The 19,644-nt window shown below is 67.5% G+C and carries 19 protein-coding genes; 4 read left to right on the top strand and 15 right to left on the bottom strand.

Going from position 1 to position 19,644, the window contains the following annotated elements; genetic code table 11:
• Positions 1 to 36: 36 nt before the first annotated feature.
• The 11 genes from nuoF to MLGJGCBP_RS41110 all read right to left on the bottom strand — a co-directional run bounded on the left by nuoF (position 37) and on the right by MLGJGCBP_RS41110 (position 11,463).
• On the bottom strand, positions 37 to 1,335 hold the full coding sequence (nuoF, locus tag MLGJGCBP_RS41160) for an NADH-quinone oxidoreductase subunit NuoF (RefSeq protein ID WP_160103198.1): 1,299 nt from the start codon (positions 1,333 to 1,335) through the stop codon (positions 37 to 39).
• Position 1,336: 1 nt separating this feature from the next.
• Complete coding sequence (gene nuoE, locus MLGJGCBP_RS41155) at positions 1,337 to 2,257, bottom strand: NADH-quinone oxidoreductase subunit NuoE (RefSeq protein ID WP_160103196.1); 921 nt, start codon at positions 2,255 to 2,257, stop codon at positions 1,337 to 1,339.
• The gene (gene nuoD / locus MLGJGCBP_RS41150) at positions 2,254 to 3,564 is read right to left on the bottom strand and encodes an NADH dehydrogenase (quinone) subunit D (protein ID WP_087556469.1); all 1,311 of its coding nucleotides are present in this window, start codon (positions 3,562 to 3,564) and stop codon (positions 2,254 to 2,256) included. The genes nuoE and nuoD overlap by 4 nt, the downstream gene beginning before the upstream one ends.
• Positions 3,564 to 4,286: an NADH-quinone oxidoreductase subunit C gene (locus MLGJGCBP_RS41145; protein WP_087556470.1), complete on the bottom strand. Its 723-nt coding sequence runs from the start codon at positions 4,284 to 4,286 to the stop codon at positions 3,564 to 3,566. The genes nuoD and MLGJGCBP_RS41145 overlap by 1 nt, the downstream gene beginning before the upstream one ends.
• A gap of 111 nt (positions 4,287 to 4,397) precedes the next feature.
• Positions 4,398 to 4,952: a NuoB/complex I 20 kDa subunit family protein gene (locus MLGJGCBP_RS41140; protein WP_087556471.1), complete on the bottom strand. Its 555-nt coding sequence runs from the start codon at positions 4,950 to 4,952 to the stop codon at positions 4,398 to 4,400.
• Positions 4,953 to 5,001: 49 nt separating this feature from the next.
• Positions 5,002 to 5,361, bottom strand: a complete 360-nt coding sequence (locus MLGJGCBP_RS41135) for an NADH-quinone oxidoreductase subunit A (protein WP_087556472.1) — start codon at positions 5,359 to 5,361, stop codon at positions 5,002 to 5,004.
• 218 nt (positions 5,362 to 5,579) lie between these two features.
• Complete coding sequence (locus tag MLGJGCBP_RS41130; protein ID WP_087556748.1) at positions 5,580 to 6,002, bottom strand: Rv3143 family two-component system response regulator; 423 nt, start codon at positions 6,000 to 6,002, stop codon at positions 5,580 to 5,582.
• A 106-nt stretch (positions 6,003 to 6,108) separates the two neighbouring features.
• Positions 6,109 to 7,317: a serine hydrolase domain-containing protein gene (locus MLGJGCBP_RS41125; RefSeq protein ID WP_160103194.1), complete on the bottom strand. Its 1,209-nt coding sequence runs from the start codon at positions 7,315 to 7,317 to the stop codon at positions 6,109 to 6,111.
• A 166-nt stretch (positions 7,318 to 7,483) separates the two neighbouring features.
• A complete protein-coding gene (locus MLGJGCBP_RS41120) occupies positions 7,484 to 8,383 on the bottom strand; it encodes a restriction endonuclease (RefSeq protein WP_087556474.1) in 900 nt (299 codons plus the stop codon).
• A gap of 42 nt (positions 8,384 to 8,425) precedes the next feature.
• Positions 8,426 to 9,838, bottom strand: a complete 1,413-nt coding sequence (locus MLGJGCBP_RS41115) for a chloride channel protein (protein ID WP_160103192.1) — start codon at positions 9,836 to 9,838, stop codon at positions 8,426 to 8,428.
• The gene (locus MLGJGCBP_RS41110; RefSeq protein ID WP_160103190.1) at positions 9,835 to 11,463 is read right to left on the bottom strand and encodes an amidohydrolase; all 1,629 of its coding nucleotides are present in this window, start codon (positions 11,461 to 11,463) and stop codon (positions 9,835 to 9,837) included. The genes MLGJGCBP_RS41115 and MLGJGCBP_RS41110 overlap by 4 nt, the downstream gene beginning before the upstream one ends.
• A gap of 138 nt (positions 11,464 to 11,601) precedes the next feature.
• Between MLGJGCBP_RS41110 and MLGJGCBP_RS41105 the strand changes: the two genes are divergently transcribed.
• On the top strand, positions 11,602 to 12,732 hold the full coding sequence (locus tag MLGJGCBP_RS41105; RefSeq protein ID WP_160103188.1) for an NADH:flavin oxidoreductase: 1,131 nt from the start codon (positions 11,602 to 11,604) through the stop codon (positions 12,730 to 12,732).
• A 9-nt stretch (positions 12,733 to 12,741) separates the two neighbouring features.
• Here MLGJGCBP_RS41105 and MLGJGCBP_RS41100 read toward each other — a convergent pair whose 3' ends face one another.
• Positions 12,742 to 13,260, bottom strand: a complete 519-nt coding sequence (locus MLGJGCBP_RS41100) for an OmpA family protein (protein ID WP_087556478.1) — start codon at positions 13,258 to 13,260, stop codon at positions 12,742 to 12,744.
• A gap of 303 nt (positions 13,261 to 13,563) precedes the next feature.
• On the opposite strand from MLGJGCBP_RS41100, the gene MLGJGCBP_RS50885 reads away from it, so the two are divergent.
• On the top strand, positions 13,564 to 13,701 hold the full coding sequence (locus tag MLGJGCBP_RS50885; protein ID WP_179220152.1) for a hypothetical protein: 138 nt from the start codon (positions 13,564 to 13,566) through the stop codon (positions 13,699 to 13,701).
• 325 nt (positions 13,702 to 14,026) lie between these two features.
• Positions 14,027 to 15,271, top strand: coding sequence for an esterase/lipase family protein (locus MLGJGCBP_RS41095; RefSeq protein WP_160103186.1), 1,245 nt, complete (start codon positions 14,027 to 14,029; stop codon positions 15,269 to 15,271).
• Between the two features lie 21 nt (positions 15,272 to 15,292).
• Here the strand turns inward: MLGJGCBP_RS41095 and MLGJGCBP_RS41090 are convergent, their stop codons facing one another.
• Positions 15,293 to 16,063, bottom strand: coding sequence for a CPBP family intramembrane glutamic endopeptidase (locus MLGJGCBP_RS41090; protein ID WP_087556480.1), 771 nt, complete (start codon positions 16,061 to 16,063; stop codon positions 15,293 to 15,295).
• Positions 16,064 to 16,241: 178 nt separating this feature from the next.
• Here MLGJGCBP_RS41090 and MLGJGCBP_RS41085 point away from each other — a divergent pair, with 178 nt between their 5' ends.
• Positions 16,242 to 17,939 carry a fumarate hydratase gene (locus tag MLGJGCBP_RS41085; protein ID WP_087556481.1) on the top strand — a complete coding sequence of 566 codons (1,698 nt, stop codon included), beginning with the start codon at positions 16,242 to 16,244 and terminating at the stop codon, positions 17,937 to 17,939.
• 60 nt (positions 17,940 to 17,999) lie between these two features.
• Here the strand turns inward: MLGJGCBP_RS41085 and MLGJGCBP_RS41080 are convergent, their stop codons facing one another.
• Both MLGJGCBP_RS41080 and MLGJGCBP_RS41075 read right to left on the bottom strand, forming a co-directional pair.
• On the bottom strand, positions 18,000 to 18,668 hold the full coding sequence (locus MLGJGCBP_RS41080; protein WP_160103184.1) for a L,D-transpeptidase family protein: 669 nt from the start codon (positions 18,666 to 18,668) through the stop codon (positions 18,000 to 18,002).
• A 56-nt stretch (positions 18,669 to 18,724) separates the two neighbouring features.
• Entirely contained in the window at positions 18,725 to 19,534 is an 810-nt protein-coding gene (locus tag MLGJGCBP_RS41075; protein ID WP_160103182.1) for a class I SAM-dependent methyltransferase, read from the bottom strand.
• Positions 19,535 to 19,644: the final 110 nt, after the last annotated feature.

The following is a 19,644-nucleotide window of genomic DNA, read 5'->3' as shown; positions in this document are numbered from 1 at the left end:
GCCGAGTCACGGCTCGCGCACCATCCCGGCGCCACATCATGCGTCCACTCCAGCCATGAGCGTGGACTGATGCGGGTCGAACGGGCAGCCGCCCTGCTCGAAGTGCGCGAGATACTCGTCGCGGAAGTACTTGATGGAAGACATGATCGGGCTCGCCGCACCGTCACCGAGAGCGCAGAACGACTTGCCGAGGATGTTGTCCGCGATGTCGAGCAACTTGTGCAGATCCGCATCGGTTCCCTCCCCCCGCTCGAGCCGCTCCAAAATCTGCACCAGCCAATAGGTGCCCTCCCGGCAGGGCGTGCACTTGCCGCACGACTCGTGCGCGTAGAACTCGGTCCAACGGAGCACGGCGCGCACCACACATGTGGTCTCGTCGAAGATCTGCAAGGCCTTGGTGCCCAGCATCGACCCGGCGGCGCCGACGCCCTCGTAGTCGAGGGCGACGTCGAGGTGCTCGTCGGTAAAGATCGGCGTCGAGGAACCGCCCGGCGTCCAGAACTTCAACCGGTGCCCGGCGCGGACTCCGCCCGCGTACTCGAGCAACTCCCGCAACGTGATTCCCAGCGGAGCCTCGTACTGTCCGGGTGTGGTCACGTGCCCCGACAGGGAGTAGAGGGTGAACCCGGGCGACTTCTCACTGCCCATCGACCGGAACCACTCGATGCCGTTCACGATGATCGGCGGGACGCTCGCGATCGACTCGACATTGTTGACGACGGTCGGGGACGCGTAGAGACCGGCCACCGCGGGAAACGGCGGACGCAGCCTGGGCTGGCCGCGGCGCCCCTCCAGCGAGTCGAGCAGCGCCGTCTCCTCGCCGCAGATGTACGCCCCGGCACCCGCGTGCACGACCAACTCGAGGTCGAACCCGGTGCCCAGGATGTTCTTGCCGAGATAGCCCGCCGCGTACGCCTCCGCGACCGCGGCCTGCAGCCGGCGCAGCACCGGCACCACCTCGCCGCGCACGTAGATGAAGGCATGCCCGGCGCGGATCGCGTACGCCGCGATGATGACGCCCTCCACGAGCGCGTGCGGCGTGGCCAGCATGAGCGGCATGTCCTTGCAGGTGCCCGGTTCGGACTCGTCCGCGTTGACCACGAGGTAGTGCGGTTTGTCGTCGCCCTGCGGGATGAACGACCACTTCATGCCGGTCGGGAACCCGGCACCGCCGCGACCGCGCAGACCGGCCTCCTTGACCGTCGAGATCACCTCGTCCGGGTCCATGCGCAGCGCCTTCTGCAGGCCCTCGTATCCGTCGTGGCGACGGTACGTGTCGAGGGTCCAGGATTCGGGTTCGTCCCAGTAGCGGCTCAGGACCGGGGTCAGCGGCATGTCAGTCTCCCTTCCGTCCGGGGTCGGTGGCAGCCGGGTTCGTTTCGGAGGTGGACCGATCCGGAGGGACCGTCGCCGACGGGGCAGGCGCAGGCTCGTCCTTCGTCGACTCCGCCGCCACCGCCTCGGTGCCCTGCGACTGCGGCTCCGGGACGAGGGACGTCTCCGCCGGATCCGGCGCCGTCATTCCCCGCTCCCGCGCAATGCGCAGGCCGGCCAGTGTCGCGTCGCCGGCGACGCCCTCCTCGAGCGCACCGGGACGTTCGTCGGGAAACCCGGCGAGAATGCGGGCGGTCTCCCGGAACGTGCACAGCGTCGCGCCGCGGCTCGGCGTCACCCGATCCCCCGACCGCAGGGAATCGACGAGCGAGCGGGCCGACTCCGGGGTCTGATTGTCGAAGAACTCCCAGTTCACCATCACCACCGGGGCGTAATCGCACGCCGCGTTGCACTCGATGTGCTCCAACGTGACCTTGCCGTCCGCGGACGTGCCACCGTGCGGCAGATCGAGATGCTCCTCCAGCGCGGCGAGGATCGCGTCGCCGCCCATGACCGCGCACAACGTGTTGGTGCACACCCCGACGTAGTAGTCACCCGTCGGATCGCGCCGGTACATCGAATAGAACGTCGCCACCGCGGCCACCTCGGCGCCGGTCAACCCGAGCCGGCCGGCACAGAATTCGACCCCCGCCGGCGTGATGCACCCGTCCTCCGCCTGAACCAGATGCAACAACGGCAGCAGCGCGGAACGCGAATTCGGGTAACGCGCGACGACGACATCGGCGTCGGCAGCGAGCCGCGCCCGGATCTCCGGCGGATACTCCTCCCGCGCACCCGGCCGCACCAACCGTCCGTTCTCCTCCGGCCTCGGCCCGAACTCGATGAAAACAGGTGGTTGCGCCGGTGCCGCTCGCTCGGTCATCGATCCACTCCCCCCATGACGGGATCGATGCTCGCGACCGCGGCAATCACATCCGCCACCATGCCGCCCTCACACGTGGCCGCCACCGACTGCAGATTCGTGAACGACGGATCGCGGAAATGCACCCGGAACGGGCGCGTGCCACCGTCGCTCACCATGTGCACCCCGAGCTCACCCCGCGGCGACTCCACCGCCACGTACACCTGGCCCGGCGGCACCCGGAAACCCTCGGTCACCAACTTGAAATGATGGATCAGCGACTCCATCGACGAATCCATGATCTCGCGGACATGCTCCGGCGAATTACCCAGACCATCCGGGCCCAACGTCAGATCCGCAGGCCACGCGATCTTCTTGTCTTCCGCCATGATCGGCCCCGGCCGCAACTTGTCGAGGCACTGCTCGACGATCTTCAGCGACTCCTTCATCTCGTCGACCCGGATCAGGTAACGGCCGTACGCGTCACACCCGGTGTCAGTGCTGACGTCGAACTCGTAGTTCTCGTACCCGCAATACGGCTGCGACTTCCGCAGATCGTGCGGCAGACCCGTCGCACGCAGCATCGGACCCGTCACCCCCAGCGCCATGCACCCCGTGAGGTCGAGATACCCGATGCCCTTCGTCCGGCCCTTCCAGATGCGGTTGTCGTTCAGCAGATTCTCCATGTCCCGCAACCGTTCCGGCATCACCGTCAGCAACTCGCGGACCTTCTCCACCGCCCCCTCCGGCAGATCCTGCGACAACCCGCCAGGCCGGATATACGCATGGTTCATGCGCAACCCCGTGATGAACTCGAACACGTCCAGGACCAACTCACGTTCCCGGAAACCGAACAGCATCGCCGTCACCGCGCCCAACTCCATCCCACCCGTGGCCAGCGCCACCAGATGCGAGGAAATGCGGTTCAGTTCCATCAACATCACCCGGATGACACTCGCCCGCTCCGGCACCTGCTCCGTGATGTCGAGCAACTTCTCCACACCCAGGCAATACGCCGTCTCGTTGAAGAACGGGGACAGATAATCCATCCGCGTCACAAACGTCACGCCCTGCGTCCAGGTGCGGTACTCCAGGTTCTTCTCGATCCCCGTGTGCAGATAGCCGATCCCGCACCGGGCCTCCGTGACCGTCTCACCCTCGATCTCCAGGATGAGCCGCAACACCCCGTGCGTCGACGGATGCTGCGGACCCATGTTCACGACGATGCGCTCCTCGCCGCTCCCCGCATCATCCGACGCCGCCTTCACCGCATCGACAACCTCGTCCCAGTCCTGACCGGCGACAGTGAAAACCGTGTCCTCGCTCATCAGTTGTACCCCCGCCGCTCGTCCGGCGGCGCGATCTCCGCGCCCTTGTACTCGACGGGAATACCGCCGAGCGGATAGTCCTTCCGCTGCGGATGACCCGGCCAGTCATCCGGCATCTCGATCCGCGTCAACGACGGATGACCATCGAACACGATCCCGAAAAAGTCGTACGTCTCCCGCTCGTGCCAATCATTCGTCGGATACACGTCATACAACGACGGAATATGCGGATCCCCATCCGGCACCGCCACCTCCAGACGGATCCGCCGATTGTGCGTAATCGACAACAACGGATACACCGCATGCAACTCCCGGCCCGCATCCTGCGGGAAATGCACGCCATTCACACCCAGACACATCTCGAACCGCAGATCCGGCTCATCCCGCAGCGCACGCGCCACCGGCACCAAGAACTCGCGGCGCACACCGAACGTCACCTCACCCCGGAACACCACCACCGACTCCACCGCCACCTCGAAGCCCACCCCCGACTCCGCCAGCGCCGCCCCCAACCCATCCGCCACCTCGTCGAAATACCCGCCGAACGGCCGCGGCGTACTCCCCGGCAACAACACCGGACGTACCAACCGCCCATACCCCGACGTATCACCACTACCCCGCACCCCGAACAGACCCTTGCGCACGCCGATCTGCTCTGGGACATGGCTCGCTTCGCTCGCGTGTGCCGGAGCTTGATCGTGCGGTCTTCCCTCGTCACTCACTCGCTACGCTCCCTCGTTCCTCAGTCCAGACCGCACGGCTCCGGCACCTCGTACTCGGTTCGCTCCGCTCCCTCGCCGCACGGCTCCGGCTACACGGACCTTGTCGCGCCGTCACCGGAGCAGGCCCTTCATCTGGAAGGTGGGAGTGGCGGCCAGTGCGGCCTGCTCCGCCGCACGCGCCACCTCCTCCCTGTGGACACCGAGCGGCATCTGCTGGATCTTCTCGTGCAGCGTGAGGATCGCGTTCAGCAGCATCTCGGGCCTCGGCGGGCACCCCGGGAGATAGATGTCGACAGGCACGATGTGGTCGACACCCTGCACGATCGCGTAATTGTTGAACATCCCACCCGACGACGCGCAGACGCCCATCGCCAGCACCCACTTCGGCTCCACCATCTGGTCGTAGATCTGCCGCAGCACCGGCGCCATCTTCTGACTCACCCGGCCGGCGACGATCATGAGATCGGCCTGCCGCGGTGACGCACGGAAGGCCTCCATGCCGAAGCGGGCGATGTCGAAGCGTCCGCCTGCGGTGGCCATCATCTCGATCGCACAGCACGCGAGCCCGAAACTGGCGGGCCACAGCGAGCCCTTGCGGACGTAACCCGCAAGCCCCTCGACCGTGGTCAGCAGGAAGCCGCTCGGCAGCTTCTCCTCGATGCCCATATCCGACTCTTCTCTTCCGACTTAGCTTTTGGATCGCTGACGGGACCGATCAGTCCCAACTGAGACCGCCACGCCGCCACTCGTACGCGTAGGCGACGGAGACGTTGAAGATGAACAGGGCCATGGCCCCGAGACCGAAGAAGCCGAGGGCGTCGAAGTGAACTGCCCACGGATAGAGGAACACGATCTCGATGTCGAAGATGATGAACAGCATGGCCGTCAGGTAGTACTTCACCGGGATGCGGCCCGCGCCCAGCGGCGAGGCCGTCGGCTCGATCCCGCACTCGTAGGCGTCGAGCTTGGCACGGTTGTAGCGTCTCGGACCGACGATCCTCGCCACGATCACGGAGAACACCGCGAACGCGACAGCAATCGCCCCGAGCACGAGGATCGGCACATAGACATTCATGCCGTCTCAGCTCCCCTCTTCCCGAGCCTGCCCGCCCGATTCCCGGGCGGTCGTTTCCGAAGCTACGCTCTTGTGAGTTATGCCACAGCGTACAAGGGAAGTCGCCGGGCCCGGCCGATTTGACCGAGCGATTTCCGGGCGATCTGGAAATGCGGAAAACCGCTGCGGGACAGGCGCTCGATGCGCCTTCGGACGGCGGAAACGGAAGTCAGGAGACCCTAAGCGGAGAGTCGGGTGCGGAGCAGCGCTATGACCGCTTCGGACAACCGGATCGGGTCGAGCGGATGCGGCACGGCGGCCTCCGCACGCGACCAGCTGGCCAGCCAGGCGTCGTCGGGACGTCCGGTCAGGACCAGGATCGGCGGGCACGCATCGAGTTCGTCCTTCAACTGCTTGGCGATCCCCATCCCGCCCGCGGGCACCGCCTCCCCGTCCAGGACGGCCAGGTCGATACCGCCGGCATCCATCTCCCGGATCACCACGGGCGCCGTCGCCACCTCGACGTACTCCAGCTCCGGAAGGTCGGGGTGCGGACGCTTCCCCAACGCCAGAACGACCTTCTGGCGGGTGCTCGCATCGTCGCTGTAGACGAGGACACGCAACCGATCGGGACGGCTGGTGTGGGCGGTCGCGTCGGTCACGGACACGATGCTACCGGTCCCCCGCCTTCCAGACCGGCGGCTCGCGTCGATCGAAAAACGGCGCGTCGAAATCGAATTGGTTCGGCCGGTGGCCGCAGCGGCCCGGCTACAGCCTCTCGGCGATGGCGAGCGCCGTGGAACCGAGCTTCGGCAGGCGGAGATCCGCGATGGGGGTCAGCATGTTGCCGAGCCGGTTGGTGACGAAGGCGATCGACAGCCCGGTGTCGGCGTCGGCGAACGCGCCCGACCCGCCCAACCCGTAGTGCCCGAAGGTATTCGACGGCTGCCTACGGCGCGCGACCATTCCCGCGTGGTAGCCGAGCCGCCAGTTCATCGGTATCCCCAGAACGTAGTCGCGGGCCGTGGTCTGCACCTGGCTCAGCTGAGCCACGACGTCCGGCGGGAGGAACTCGGCACCGCCGACGGTTCCCCCGTTGGCCAGCGCCCCGTACATGCGCGCGAGCGCGCGGGCACTGAACACGCCGTTCCATCCCGGCATCACGCTGTCGTGGATCGCGGGGTTGCGGACGAGGGCGTCGAAACCGGCGGGCATGCCGGCGTCGGCGACGTTGCGGAGACCGGGCAGCCGCGCCATCGCGAACGACGTCGCGCCCCAGGGAACACCGAACGGGTTGATGTGCGGGAACGTTCTCGCGATCCGGGACCGCTCGGCCGACGGCACCTCGTACCAGAATTCCTTCACGCCGAGCGGTTCGGCGATCTCGGTGCGCACCAAATCGGTGAAGTGCTCTCCGGCCGCACGCGCCGTCAGTTCGGCGACCAGCGAACCGAATGTCACGGCGTGATAGCCGGGGGCCTTCAGCCGCCGCCGATCCGGGGTCGCCGCGGCCAGTGCGGCGCTGACCAGGCCATGGTCCATCAGACTCAGCGGTCCGGGCACGAGCCCGCGGACGCGGTGCAGTCCGGCGCGGTGCGACAGCAGTTCGCGCACCGTGATCTCATCCTTGCCCGCGGTGGCGAACTCGGGCCAGTACTGCACCACCGGCGCGTCGTACTCGATGATCCCGCGTCCCGCGAGACGGTGCAGCACGGTGGACGCGACACCCTTGCCCGTGGAGAACGTGAGGGTGACCGTGTCGTTCTGCCAGAACGTGTCGCGGCTCGCCCACCCGGCCCACACGTCGACGACCGGCTCACCGTGGAGGTAGACGGCCAGTGCTCCGCCGCCCTGGCCCGCGTCGTGGAACAGCCGGAAGAACTGGTCGACGAGCACCCCGAATCGCCGGTCCGCCAGCATCCCCGCCGGTGGCCGTACGGTGCGGCGCCTCAACGGCCACGGCGATGTGGTCGTCATGTCGACTTCCCTCGGTCGCTCTTCACGTCAGTGACATGTGCATTTAACTTCCTCTTTACACACGGGTGAACGCCGTCGGCACCGCTTCAGGGCCTGCGTGATCGCTTCGTGGCCATACCGCAACGGGAAAGACTGTCCGGGCCGGGCCGAGGTGACCCGACCATGATCATTTCGGCTCGAGGGAGTGGAAGTAATCGGACCTGACCTCGACGTCCTCGACGAGACGCGTGGTGGTCTGAACCCCCAGTGAATGCTCCTTCAACAGGTCGCACAGCCGGTCGCCGTCGATCAGGTCGATCGGCGGGGCACCGTCCCGCTTGGACTCCGTACGGGCGTCACCGGTGAAGGTCCCGGTCGTGATGAGCAGACCCTTCTCGCCGCGACCCGCCATCGCGCCACGGAAATCGCGCACCGCCCCGGCCCCGACACTGCCGCTGTAGCGCTTGCACTGGAAGAACACGGGGAAACTGAGCAACGACAACTGGTACACGCCAAGCCCCTCGATGTCCCCGTCACCGCCGCGCCCGGTGACGGACGCGCTCGAGAACCCGGCCTCCCGCAACAACCGCTGAGTCAGCCGCTCGAACGCAGGCGGCGACATCTTCAGGACCGTGTCGAGCAGCAGGTCCTTCCAGTCCGCGTCGTTCTCGGCCTCGGCGATGTTGGCGTCCGGTTCGTCGTTCCTCCGGGATGCGGCCTTCGCCGATTTGCGCGCGGCATTCTTCTTGCGGTTCTCGGCGGAGAACTCGGCATGCAACGGGCGGATCTCGCTCTCGCCGACCTCCCGGCCCTTCTCCGTCACACTCCACACCCCGCGGCGACTGTTGGTGAGCAGACCCATCCCCTTGAGGTAGGTGCGCGCCCACGCCAGCCGGTACTCGATCTCGGTGCTCGGACCGTCACCGTGCAGCACGCCCTGCACGTCCGACGAAAGACCTTCTCGCTCAACGACTGCGCTGTCGAGCTCCTCGTTGGACGCCGAACCACCCAAAGCAATGGCAGCCTGAAGCGCTGGCCAGAGGAGGTCGACGTACTGAGGAACGTGAACAGTCATGGCCACAAGCATGCCCGAATCCTCCAGGCACTCAGAACAGGGACCCGGATCCGATCACCCCGGCGAACCCTGGGCGAGCCGAGCCTCCGCCCGGTTCTCGAGCTGAGCGCGGTAGATCGTCTTCCCAGACAGGCGCACGATGAGGTAGGAGATTCCGACGGCGATCATCCCCGGTACGAGCACGCCGATGCTTCCCGTCATCTCCGCGACCATCAGCATCACCGCGAGCGGGGCGCGGGCGATGCTTCCGAAACACGCCATCATGCCGACGATGACGAAGGGCGCCGGATTGTCGGGGACGCCCGGGGCGATCGGCTCCAGCAGTCGCCACACCGCGGCGCCGGTGAACGCCCCGATCACCATGCCCGGGCCGAAGATGCCGCCCGACCCTCCCGATCCGATGGACAGCGACGTCGCGAGGATCTTCGCGAACGGCAACAACAGCACCACCCACAGCGGGATGGCCGCGAGGTCGTCGCGGGCCATCGACTGCTGGATCCAGCCGTATCCGCTGCCCAGCACCTCGGGCAGCACCAGCGCCATCAGTCCGACGAGCAGTCCGCCGACCGCCGGCTTGACGATCCGGCTGCCGGGCAGGCGGTGGGTGAGGTCGACGGCCTTGTAGAACGTCCCGCTGTACAGCAATCCGATCAGGCCGCCGAGCACACCGATGAGCGCGAACCACACCAGCTGCGCCGGGGTGTCGAAGACGTAGTCCTGGGCGGCGTACCCGAACAGCGGGCCGAAGCCGAGGAAGCTGCCGAACACGGTGTAGCTGACGATCGACGTGACCAGTGCCGGCACGAGCACCTCGAAGTCGAAGTCCTCCTTGTACGGGATCGTGCAGCACAGCACCGCGCCGCCGAGCGGGGCGCCGAAGATGGCGCCGATCCCGGAACCGATGCCGATCGCCACGGCGATGCGTCCGTCCCGCGGGGAGAGGTCCAGCCTGCGGGCGAGGAGCGACCCGAAACCCGCCGAGATCTGCGCGGTGGGCCCCTCCCGGCCGCCGGACCCGCCGGATCCGATCGTGATCGCCGACGCGACCAGCTTCACCAGCACGACGCGGACGCGGATCATGCGGGGGTCCCGGTGCACGGCCTCGATCGCCGCGTCGGTGCCGTGGCCCTCGGCCTCGGGTGCCAGGGTGAACACGAGGATGCCCGACACGAGACCGCCCAGGCACACCACGAGCGGAATCGCCCACGGTCTCGTGAACTCCCTGCTGCCGCCCGCGCCGCCGTCACCGGCCGCCGTCGGCGGGTGGTAGCCGCCGATGTCGACGATCAGCAGTTGCGTCGCCTCCGACAGCGCGACGTAGAACACGACCGCGCCAAGCCCCGCGACGATGCCGATCACGACACCGAGAACTAGCCATTTGCGGGTGTAGCCCGCGGTGCGGATCCAGGCTCCGGTCGACGCCCCCACCGACCGCAGCGCCCGCGACCCGGACGCCACCCGGATCACTCCAGCTTTCCGAAGACCGTTCGACCCTCCAGGATCGTGGCGAGCACCTCGAGGTCCGCGATGTCGTCGGGATCCACCAGAAGCGGGTTGGCCGACAGCACGACGAGATCGGCGTGCAGCCCGGGAACGATCGCCCCGATCGCGTCCTCGCTCCGGAGGTGCCACGCCGAGTTGATCGTCTCCGCGCGCAGGGCGTCCGGGACGGAGATCCGCTCCTCGGGGGCGAGCACGCGTCCCGACCGGGTGCGGCGGGTGACGGCGTCGGCGATGTTGCGCAACGGGTTGGTCGGGGTGACCGGACCGTCGTTGTGGAACGAGATCCGCTGGCCCGCCGCGATCGCGGAAGCCGCAGCGGCCCAACGTGCTCCGCGTTCGCCGAACAGGTCGTCGACGAGCACGTCGCCCCAGTAATAGAGGTGGTCGACGAAAAGGCTGCACGTGACGCCGAGTTCGGTCGCCCGGCGGAACTGCTCCGGGGTCATCGCCCCCACGTGCTCGAGCCGCAGTCGGTGGTCTTCTCGCGGCGAGTCGGCGAGCATCCGCTCCCACGCGTCGAGGGCCAGGGTGACCGCGGCGTCACCGTTTGCGTGACAGGAGATCTGCCAGCCGTTCTCGAAGTACGGCTTGCTGATCTCGAGAATCTCGTCCGCGGTGTAGTTGGCCTTGCCGCGTGATCCGGCGAGTCCGAGCGACCGCGTGACCTCCGTGTCGAGGTACGGGAAACTCGTGGCCGCGTTGCCCACCCACGGCGAGCCGTCCGACCAGATCTTGATGCCCACCTGGCGCAGCAGGTCGTCGCCCACTCCGGGTGACACGTCCGTGGAGCGCTCCGGGTTCGACATCTCGTACAGCCGCAGCCGGGTGGTGAGCGCACCGGACCGGGCGATCGCCGTCAACGCGCTCCGGAAGCGTGGGTCGAAGGCCATCTCGCTGGCGGTGGTGATGCCTGCCGCGTTCATCCGCGCGCATTCCGCAGCGAGAAGTTCCGGCAGCCGGGTGGACGCACCCTCGAGAATCGAGGCGGCCACCGCCATCACCGCGGGCGCCTCGAACGCCGAACCGTTCAGTTCGCCCGACTCGTCGCGGCCGAAGCTGCCGCCCTCCGGGTCCGGCGTCTTCTTGTTCAATCCTGCTTCCCGGGCGGCGACGTCGTTGAAATACGCCACGTGACCGGTGTTGTGCAGGATCACCAGGGAGGTGTCGGGAGCGACGGTATTGAGCCATTCCCGGGACGGCTCCGGCAGCCCCTTCTGGAGCAGAGGGTCCCAGCCGTTGAGCACGGCGCCGTCGGGGTGCTCGTCGACGGCGCGGCGGACGGCATCGACCACCTCATCGGCGTCGGCGATGGTCACCGGCCTGATGTCCACCACCGGTTCGCCGAGCAGCACCGCCGAGTTCAACGGGTGACCGTGCGCCTCGATGAACCCGGGGAGGATGCAGGCGCGGTGCACGTCGACCGCGATCGTTGCCGGTCCGATCAGCGGAAACACCGCGGCGTCGTTGCCGACGGCGGCGATCCGCCCGTCCCGCACCGCGACCGCCCGAGCGCGTGGCGCGGCGTCGTTCATGGTGACCACGTCACCGAACAGCACCAGATCGGCAGGTTTTCCGTCGTTCGTGCCCATCAGTGCACCCTCCCGTCAGACCGGGCGCGGGCGAGTGCCCATGCGCCGGCAGCGAGTGTCGACTGTGACTTCAGATTACAACTACGCAGCAGGTCATATGCAGGAATAGTGCGTAACCGGGTTCGGTTGGAGACAGGCATGACCGAAACACCTCTGCCCGTGGACGGCCTCTTCGAGCCGTTCGCCGTCAAGTCTCTCCAACTCCGGAATCGCTTCGCGATGGCACCCATGACCAGGGCTTTCTCCCCCGACGGCATTCCCGGGGAGGACGTGGCGGCGTATTACCGCCGGCGCGCGGCGGGCGGCGTCGGTCTCGTCATCACCGAGGGGACGTACATTCCGGACCCGGCCGCCGGATCCCACACCCGGGTGCCGCTCCTCTACGGACAGGACAGCCTCGCGGGCTGGAAGTCGGTGGTGGACGCGGTCCACGAGGAGGGCGGGCAGATCATCCCGCAGCTGTGGCATCTGGGCGTCGAACGTGGCCCGCAGCCCCGCATGAACCCCGAGGTGACGACCTCCAGCCCGTCCGGGATCGCCCTGGACGGAACCCGGCTGGGACGCGAATTCACCGCGCCCGATCTCGACGCGCTGCGCGAGGCTTGGGTGGCGGCCGCCGTCAACGCGCGTGACGTGGGCTTTGACGGCATCGAATTGCACGGCGCGCACGGCTATCTGCTCGACCAGTTCCTGTGGGACCGCACCAACGACCGCTCCGACGGTTACGGCGGATCTCTCGAGGCCCGCACCCGCTTCCCGGTCGAGGTGGTCGCAGCGATCCGCGAAGCCGTCGGGGACGACTTCGCGATCGTCTACCGCTTCTCGCAGTGGAAATCGAACCACTACGACTCGCGCATCGCGCAGACCCCCGGCGAACTCGCGGCCGTGCTCACACCCCTCGTCGCCGCCGGCGTCGACGTGCTGCACCCGTCCACCCGCAGGCACTGGGAACCGGCCTTCGCCGAACTGTCCGGTGAGGACGGGGAACTCGGCCTGGCCGGATGGACCAAGCGGCTGACCGGACTGCCCACGATCACGGTCGGTTCGGTGGGTCTCGACGACGTGTTCACGACGGCCTTCACGTCGGACGGCGCCTCGAACACCGCCGGGGTCGACCGCCTGCTCCGGCAGTACGAGAACGGCGAGTTCGATCTCGTGGCGGTCGGCCGCGCCCTGCTGTCCGATCCGGAGTGGGTGCTCAAACTCCGCGACGGCAGGACCGCCGAGCATATTCCGTACAGCAACGAGCACCGGGCGGTCCTGCACTGACCGCGCCGGTCAGCTGTCCTCGACGGTGATCTCCACCTGATCGACGTTCACGCCTTCGGCCGGGTTCGCCGTGCCCTCGGTCGAGATGCGACTCTTGTCGACCCCCTGCGCCTCGAGGGCGTTCGCCACGGCCTGGGCGCGCTGGTCGGCGAGGAGCGAGGCGGCCGCCTCGTCCGAGTTGCTCGCGTACGCCTCGATCGCGATCTTGCTGTCGCCCGCCTTCATCGCGGCGGCCACCGCCTTGACGGTCACGTCCGAGATGGCGTTGAGTTCGGCGGTTCCCGATTCGAATCCGATCGGGACCGCCGCGATGGCCGAGTTGATCGCGTTCTGGGTGGCCTCGCGCGCGGTGTTCACGGCGGACGACGCCGTGGCCTGCACACTGCTGATCGCGCCTTCCATCCGATCGGACGGGGAGGACGTGGTCGTGGTCGCGATCGGCGCCTCGTTCGAGTCGTTGGAACAGCCGGTCACGCCGAGCAGCGCGAGGGCCGCGACCGCGATGCCGGTGACGATGGTCTTGCGCATGATGGTTTCCCCTATACGTCCGTATGTCCGGAAGGCGCTACACGTCGTGGGACGAGGATAGCCCCGCCCGCGCCCCTCGAAGGTGCGATTCGCATAGGGCCCAGGCTCCCACATCGTGAGATTTCTCGGACGGATGTAGATTCGGACACGGGCTTCTCACCTGCCCGGAAACCGTTGATTCGCCTTCCGTTTCAATTCGGTTAATTCCACGGATTGCGATCTCATTTCAATAACGGTAGGAATGAATCCGGCGCCCGCTCAGCGCCGACATAAATGCCCACAACCGAGCAAGGAGTTAAACGCATGGATCTCGCCTTCCTGTCCGATTTCTTTTCCGCCTTCTCCGACCTCGCCGGTGCCCTGGACTTCTTCTCGGGTTCCGCCGACGCATTGGGCGGTGGCGCAGACGCCGCGACGGCGGCCGCAGCCACGCTTGGCTAGCATTTCCGCTGGCACAAGGCTTGAAATACCCGCGACGGGGTTCGTGCGCTCAGGCGCGCGGGCCCCGTCGCGGTGTTGTCGGCAGCGTAACGATGCGTCGATCACGTATCTATCACGATGGATAACTCGTGACGTGAACATGTTCATTATCCGCGTCACCAGCTTTTTCTCCGGAATTGGTCGGTCGACCAATTGATCCGCCATTTGCAAGATCAACTTTCCCGTTTCACCGTTGATTTATTCGCGAAATAATCGCGTGCGCTGCACATTCCGGCGGTTTCGCACCACGCGCACATCTCAGTGCACATGCGTACACTCAAATCTCGTGACCGATCCGCAGATCAGACGCCGCTCCGAGGTGCGGGCACTCGCCCGGCTGGCTCTCGACGAAATCGGGGCCGCCGCCGGCGGCATCGGCAGCATCCACCGCGCCGTCTCGGACCGCGTCTTCGCCGGAGTACGGCTCGGCGTCGGCACCCACGCCCTGCCTGCCAAGGCACTCCACGACGAGATCTCCGCCGCCGTGTACGCACTCGTCGCCGGCACCGCCCGACTCGGCGGTTCCCTCGCGGGACAGTTCCTCGACGTCCCGTCGGCGGAGAACGTCCCGCCGTCCCAGACCCGTGGCGGTGCCCGGGCCATCGCCGCGATCCAGGGGCTGATCGGCGACGTACTGGAATCGGAGGGGTCCGTGCTCGCCGAACCTCTGGCGATACGGGTGGGCGGTGTCGCGCTCACGGCGGACGAGCCCACGCTCGCCGACGCCTTCCCCCACGCCCGCGGCCGCATCGTCGTCTTCCTGCACGGGCTCGTCGAGACCGAGGACGCGTGGTCGCTGGGCCGCCGCCCGACCTACGCTGAACGGCTCGAAACGGACCTGGGATACACGGCGCTGCAGATCCGGTACAACTCCGGCCGGCACATCTCCGACAACGGCAGGAGCCTGTCCGACCTTCTGGACGCGGTCACCGGGCACTGGCCGGTCGAGGTCGAGTCGATCGCACTCGTCGGGCATTCGATGGGTGGCCTCGTCGCCCGCAGCGCCTGCCGGATCGCCTTCCTCGACGATCGCCCGTGGGTGCGGCGGGTGCGGCAGGTCGTGAGTCTCGGCTCACCTCACCTCGGCGCCCCGTTGGAGCAGGCCGTCCACTATGCGAGCGCCGGACTGGCCGCACTGCCCGAGACGCGGGCGATCTCCGGACTCCTGCGCCGGAGGAGCGCCGGCATCCGGGATCTGAATCAGGGTTCGCTCGTCGACGAGGACTGGCGCGGTCGCGATCCGGACGCCCTCCGCGCCGCGGCCATCAGCGAGGTTCCCCTCCTCGACGGCGTGACGTACTGCTTCGTCTCCGCGACCATCACGCGCAGCCCGAGGCATCCGCTGGGCCGCCTGCTCGGCGACGGCATGGTGCTCGTGCCGAGCGCGTCCGGCCGGAACAGGACGCGGATGATCGGCTTCCGCGACGAGGACGGCATGCACCTCGCGCCCGCGAACCATTTCACGATGCTCAACCACGAGTCGGTGTACGAGAAGCTGCTCGAGTGGCTGGGTGCCCCGGAGGCCGGCTGACCCAGCTCAGGCCATCGTCGCTCAGGCCATGGTCGTGTGCCACACGACGGCGGCGGCGAGCGCACCCGCGCCGTTCAACGACCAGTGCAGCGCGATGGGCGCGATCAGACTGCCGCTGCGGCGCCGGAGCCAGGTGAACACGATGCCCGCGGCCGCGGTGGCGACCACCGCTGCGAGGATGCCCAGGACCTGCCCGAGCACACCGCCGCCGAGAAAGCTCGACAGTCCCTTGTTGCCCGACGTCAGTCCGAGCGAGGACGCGATGTGCCAGAGACCGAACATCAGCGATCCCGCCGCGAAGACTCCGCGGGCGCCGTAGACGCGGTCAAGGGTGCCGTGCAGCACGCCGCGGAACGCGAGTTCCTCGGGGATGACGGTCTGCAGCGGGATGACGATCATCGACGCGATCAGAGCGCCGGAGATGGTGGCGTACCGGTCGGCCATGAAGAAGGGGCGGGTGATCGGCAGGGCGGCACCGATCGCGACGACGCCGATCACGAGGCCCATCGCCGCGAGGGCATACAGCGATCCCTTGCGCCAGTGCCGGGGTGAAAGCCCCAGTTCGGCCCAGCCGAGTCCGCGGCGCCGGGTGAGCACGAGCAGCACGACGGCGGCGATGGGAACGGTCGCGATGCTCGCCCACGCGGTGGTGAAGTGCGCGATCAGGTTGGTGGCCGCGAGGACGACCACCACGATCGCGATGTCGAGGTAGGCGTGCAGTACGGGCCGCTTGGCACGTGCACCGGACTTCTCGTCGTCGACGGCTCCGGCGTCCTGGACTGCAAGGGTCATTCGGCCGGCCGATCTGGTTCCGTGTTCAAGCATCCAGTCAAGTGTACGGATTTACTTGTGAGAACTCTGTGAGCCACGCCACTGCGCAGGTCAAAGCATGCCCCCGCGTCACAGGGCCGCCGGGGGCCGCGTCTAGCCTGAAGACGAACTTCACACAACCCGCTGTCCAGGAGATAGAATGGCCGACTTCCTCTACGAGGACTTGCTGCCGATCGGTGAGGACCCCACCGAATATCGGCTGCTGACCACCGAGGGGGTGTCGACTGTCGAAGGACCCGGCGGCCGCACCTTCCTGTCCGTCGAGCCCGAGGCGCTGCGCCTGCTCACCGAGACCGCCCTCCACGACATCTCGCACTACCTGCGCAGCGATCACCTGACGCAGCTCGCGAGCATCCTCGACGATCCCGAGGCGTCGGGCAACGACAAGTTCGTGGCGCTCGACCTGCTCAAGAACGCCAACATCTCCGCCGCAGGCGTCCTACCGATGTGCCAGGACACCGGCACCGCGATCGTCATGGGCAAGCGCGGCCAGCACGTCCTCACCCCCGGCGACGACGAGAAGGCCGTCGCGCGCGGCGTCTACGACGCGTACACGCGGCTCAACCTGCGGTACTCGCAGAACGCGCCGATCACGATGTGGGACGAGAAGAACACCGGCAGCAACCTCCCCGCCCAGATCGAGCTCTACGCCGACACGGCGACCGGTCACGAGAACACGTACAAGTTCCTGTACATGGCCAAGGGCGGCGGCAGCGCCAACAAGTCCTACCTGTTCCAGGAGACCAAGGCGATCCTCAACCCGGACGGCATGATGCGGTTCCTCGAGGAGAAGATCCGCGCCCTCGGCACCGCAGCCTGCCCGCCGTACCACCTCGCGATCGTCGTCGGCGGCACGTCCGCGGAGTTCGCGCTGAAGACGGCCAAGTACGCGTCCGCGCACTACCTCGACGAACTTCCCAACGAGGGCGCGATCACCGGTCGCGGCTTCCGCGACCTGGAACTCGAGGAGAAGGTGCTCGAGCTGACCCGTCAGATCGGCATCGGCGCACAGTTCGGCGGCAAGTACTTCTGCCACGACGTCCGCGTCATCCGCCTCCCCCGCCACGGCGCTTCGCTGCCCGTCGCGCTCGCCGTGTCCTGCTCGGCAGACCGCCAGGCCAAGGCGAAGATCACCCCCGAGGGCGTCTTCCTCGAGCAGCTGGAGTTCAACCCGGGCCGGTTCCTCCCCGAGGTCACCGACGCCCAGCTCGACTCCGAGACTGACGGCGTCTCTGGCACCGGCAAGGGCGCGGCCGTCAAGATCGACCTCACCAAGCCGATGCCCGAGATCCTCGCCGAGCTGTCCAAGCACCCGGTGAAGACCCGGCTGTCGCTGACCGGCCCGCTCGTCGTCGCCCGCGACATCGCCCACGCCAAGATCAAGGAACGGCTCGACGCCGGCGAGGAGATGCCGCAGTACCTCAAGGACCACCCGGTGTACTACGCCGGTCCGGCCAAGACCCCCGACGGCATGGCGTCCGGTTCTTTCGGCCCCACCACCGCCGGTCGGATGGACTCCTACGTGGAGCAGTTCCAGGCCGCGGGCGGCTCCATGGTGATGCTCGCGAAAGGCAACCGGTCCAAGCAGGTCACCGACGCCTGCAAGTCCTACGGCGGCTTCTACCTGGGGTCCATCGGCGGTCCCGCGGCACGTCTCGCCCTCGACTGCATCAAGAAGGTCGAGATCGTCGAATACGAAGAACTCGGCATGGAAGCGGTCTGGAAGATCGAGGTCGAGGACTTCCCCGCCTTCATCGTCGTCGACGACAAGGGCGAGGACTTCTTCGCAGGCGTCTCCACCCCCACCCTCACCATCGGCAAGCGCCCCGGCCTGTAGGCGGCTCCGCCGCCCGTGCGCCTTTCTGGTAGCTGTAGCAACCAGAAAGGCGCACGACCGCTAGGCGCCCACGGCGATCTCGATCACCGGATTCTTCGCCGGGTCGAGTCGGCCGAGGAGGGTTGTCAGCGTGTCGCGGTCGGTGGCGACGCATCCTTCGGTGGTGGTGCCGTCCGTGACGTGCAGGAACATCGCCGAGCCGAGTCCGGGGATGCGGGCGGCGTTGTAGCCGATCGCGAGCGCGTAGTCGTAGAGCGGTCCGGCCGAGTAGAGGTTCTCGCTGTTACCGCCAGGGCTCGCGTCCTGCCGGACGTGCGTGTTGTACGTCGGCGAGAGCGGATTCGAATCCCACCAGTCACGCAGATCCGACTGGAAGTACGGCATCGCGGTCTGCGGTGCGGGCTGCCGGCCGAACGCCTGCGACAGCGGGAAGACCCCGGCCGGGGTGCGGGTGGAGAATTCGTTCGCCGCACCGATTCCTTCCGCGCCGACGTCGGCGGGGACGGGACCTGCGAACACCTGCCACGTGCCGTCCGAGCCCCGTTCCCAGGCCGTCAGCTCGGCGCTCACCGACCCCGCCGACGGCGCGTAGACGGTGATCACCTGGTCCGAGACCCCGGAGAAAACCGCCCGATCGGGGGCCGCGGAGGCGCCGGGTGCGAACACCAGACCGATCAGAACCACCATCAGCCCCGGCAACCACACTCGACCCACGCGCAACGTCAGCATGGGGCGAGTGTTCCATTCCCGGGCGCCGGTCGCGAGATTTTCGCTTCGCGCTGCCTCTACACCCGGCAGAGGATCTCGCTGTGCAGGAGCGCGAACCAGCCGTCGTTCTCCCTCACCCAGGCACGCCAGCCGGCCGCGATGCGGTCGAGGTCTGCCTCGGTGGCGAGCCCCAGCACGAGCGCGCGGTCCGCGAAGGCGGATCGCAGCGAACGGTCTGCCCACGACCCTCCCCACCACTCGCGATCCTCGTCGGTGGAGAAACACCACGTGCTCGCCGTGTTCGCGACGTCGCCGAGTCCGGCCTCGTGCGCCCACGCCCGCAGGCGGCGGCCGGCGTCGGGTTCACCGCCGTTCGCCCGGGCGACGGCCTTGTAGAGCGTCAGCCATTCGTCGAGTTCGGGTGTCGGCGGAAACCACGTGAAGGTGCCGTAGTCCGCGTCGCGGGCGGCAACGATTCCGCCGGGTCGGCACACCCGCTTCATCTCGCGCAGTGCCTGCACCGGATCGCCGACGTGCTGCAGGACCTGATGTGCGTGCACGACGTCGAAGCTGTCGTCGGGGAAGTCGAGTGCGTGGACGTCCGATACGACGGTCTCGACGTTCGCGATGCCGCGCTTGGCGAACTCGTTTCGCGCGAGGGACAGCGCCTCGTCGTTCATCTCGACGGCGGTGACGACTCCGGGCGCGACGAGTCCCGCGAGGTCGGCGGTGATGGTGCCCGGCCCGCACCCGACGTCGAGCAGCGTCATGCCTGCTCGCAGGTGCGGAAGCAGATAGCCGGCGGAGTTCTCGGCGGTGCGCCATCGATGGTTTCGCAGCACCGACTCGTCGTGGCCGTGGGTGTAGACCGTCTCGTCACCGTCCATGTCTCGACGCTAGCAACTCCGATCAGATAATGGGATCGATATCCCACTGTTCAGGATCGTGCGATCCGTGGTTCTCACAGCCCGTGAGTGTTACGTTGTTGCACACCAAC

This window comes from Rhodococcus sp. T7, from assembly GCF_009872365.1.
Taxonomy (GTDB): domain Bacteria; phylum Actinomycetota; class Actinomycetes; order Mycobacteriales; family Mycobacteriaceae; genus Rhodococcus_F.
Note: the sequence above shows the minus strand (reverse complement) of the source record. Positions and strands in the feature narration are given on the sequence as shown.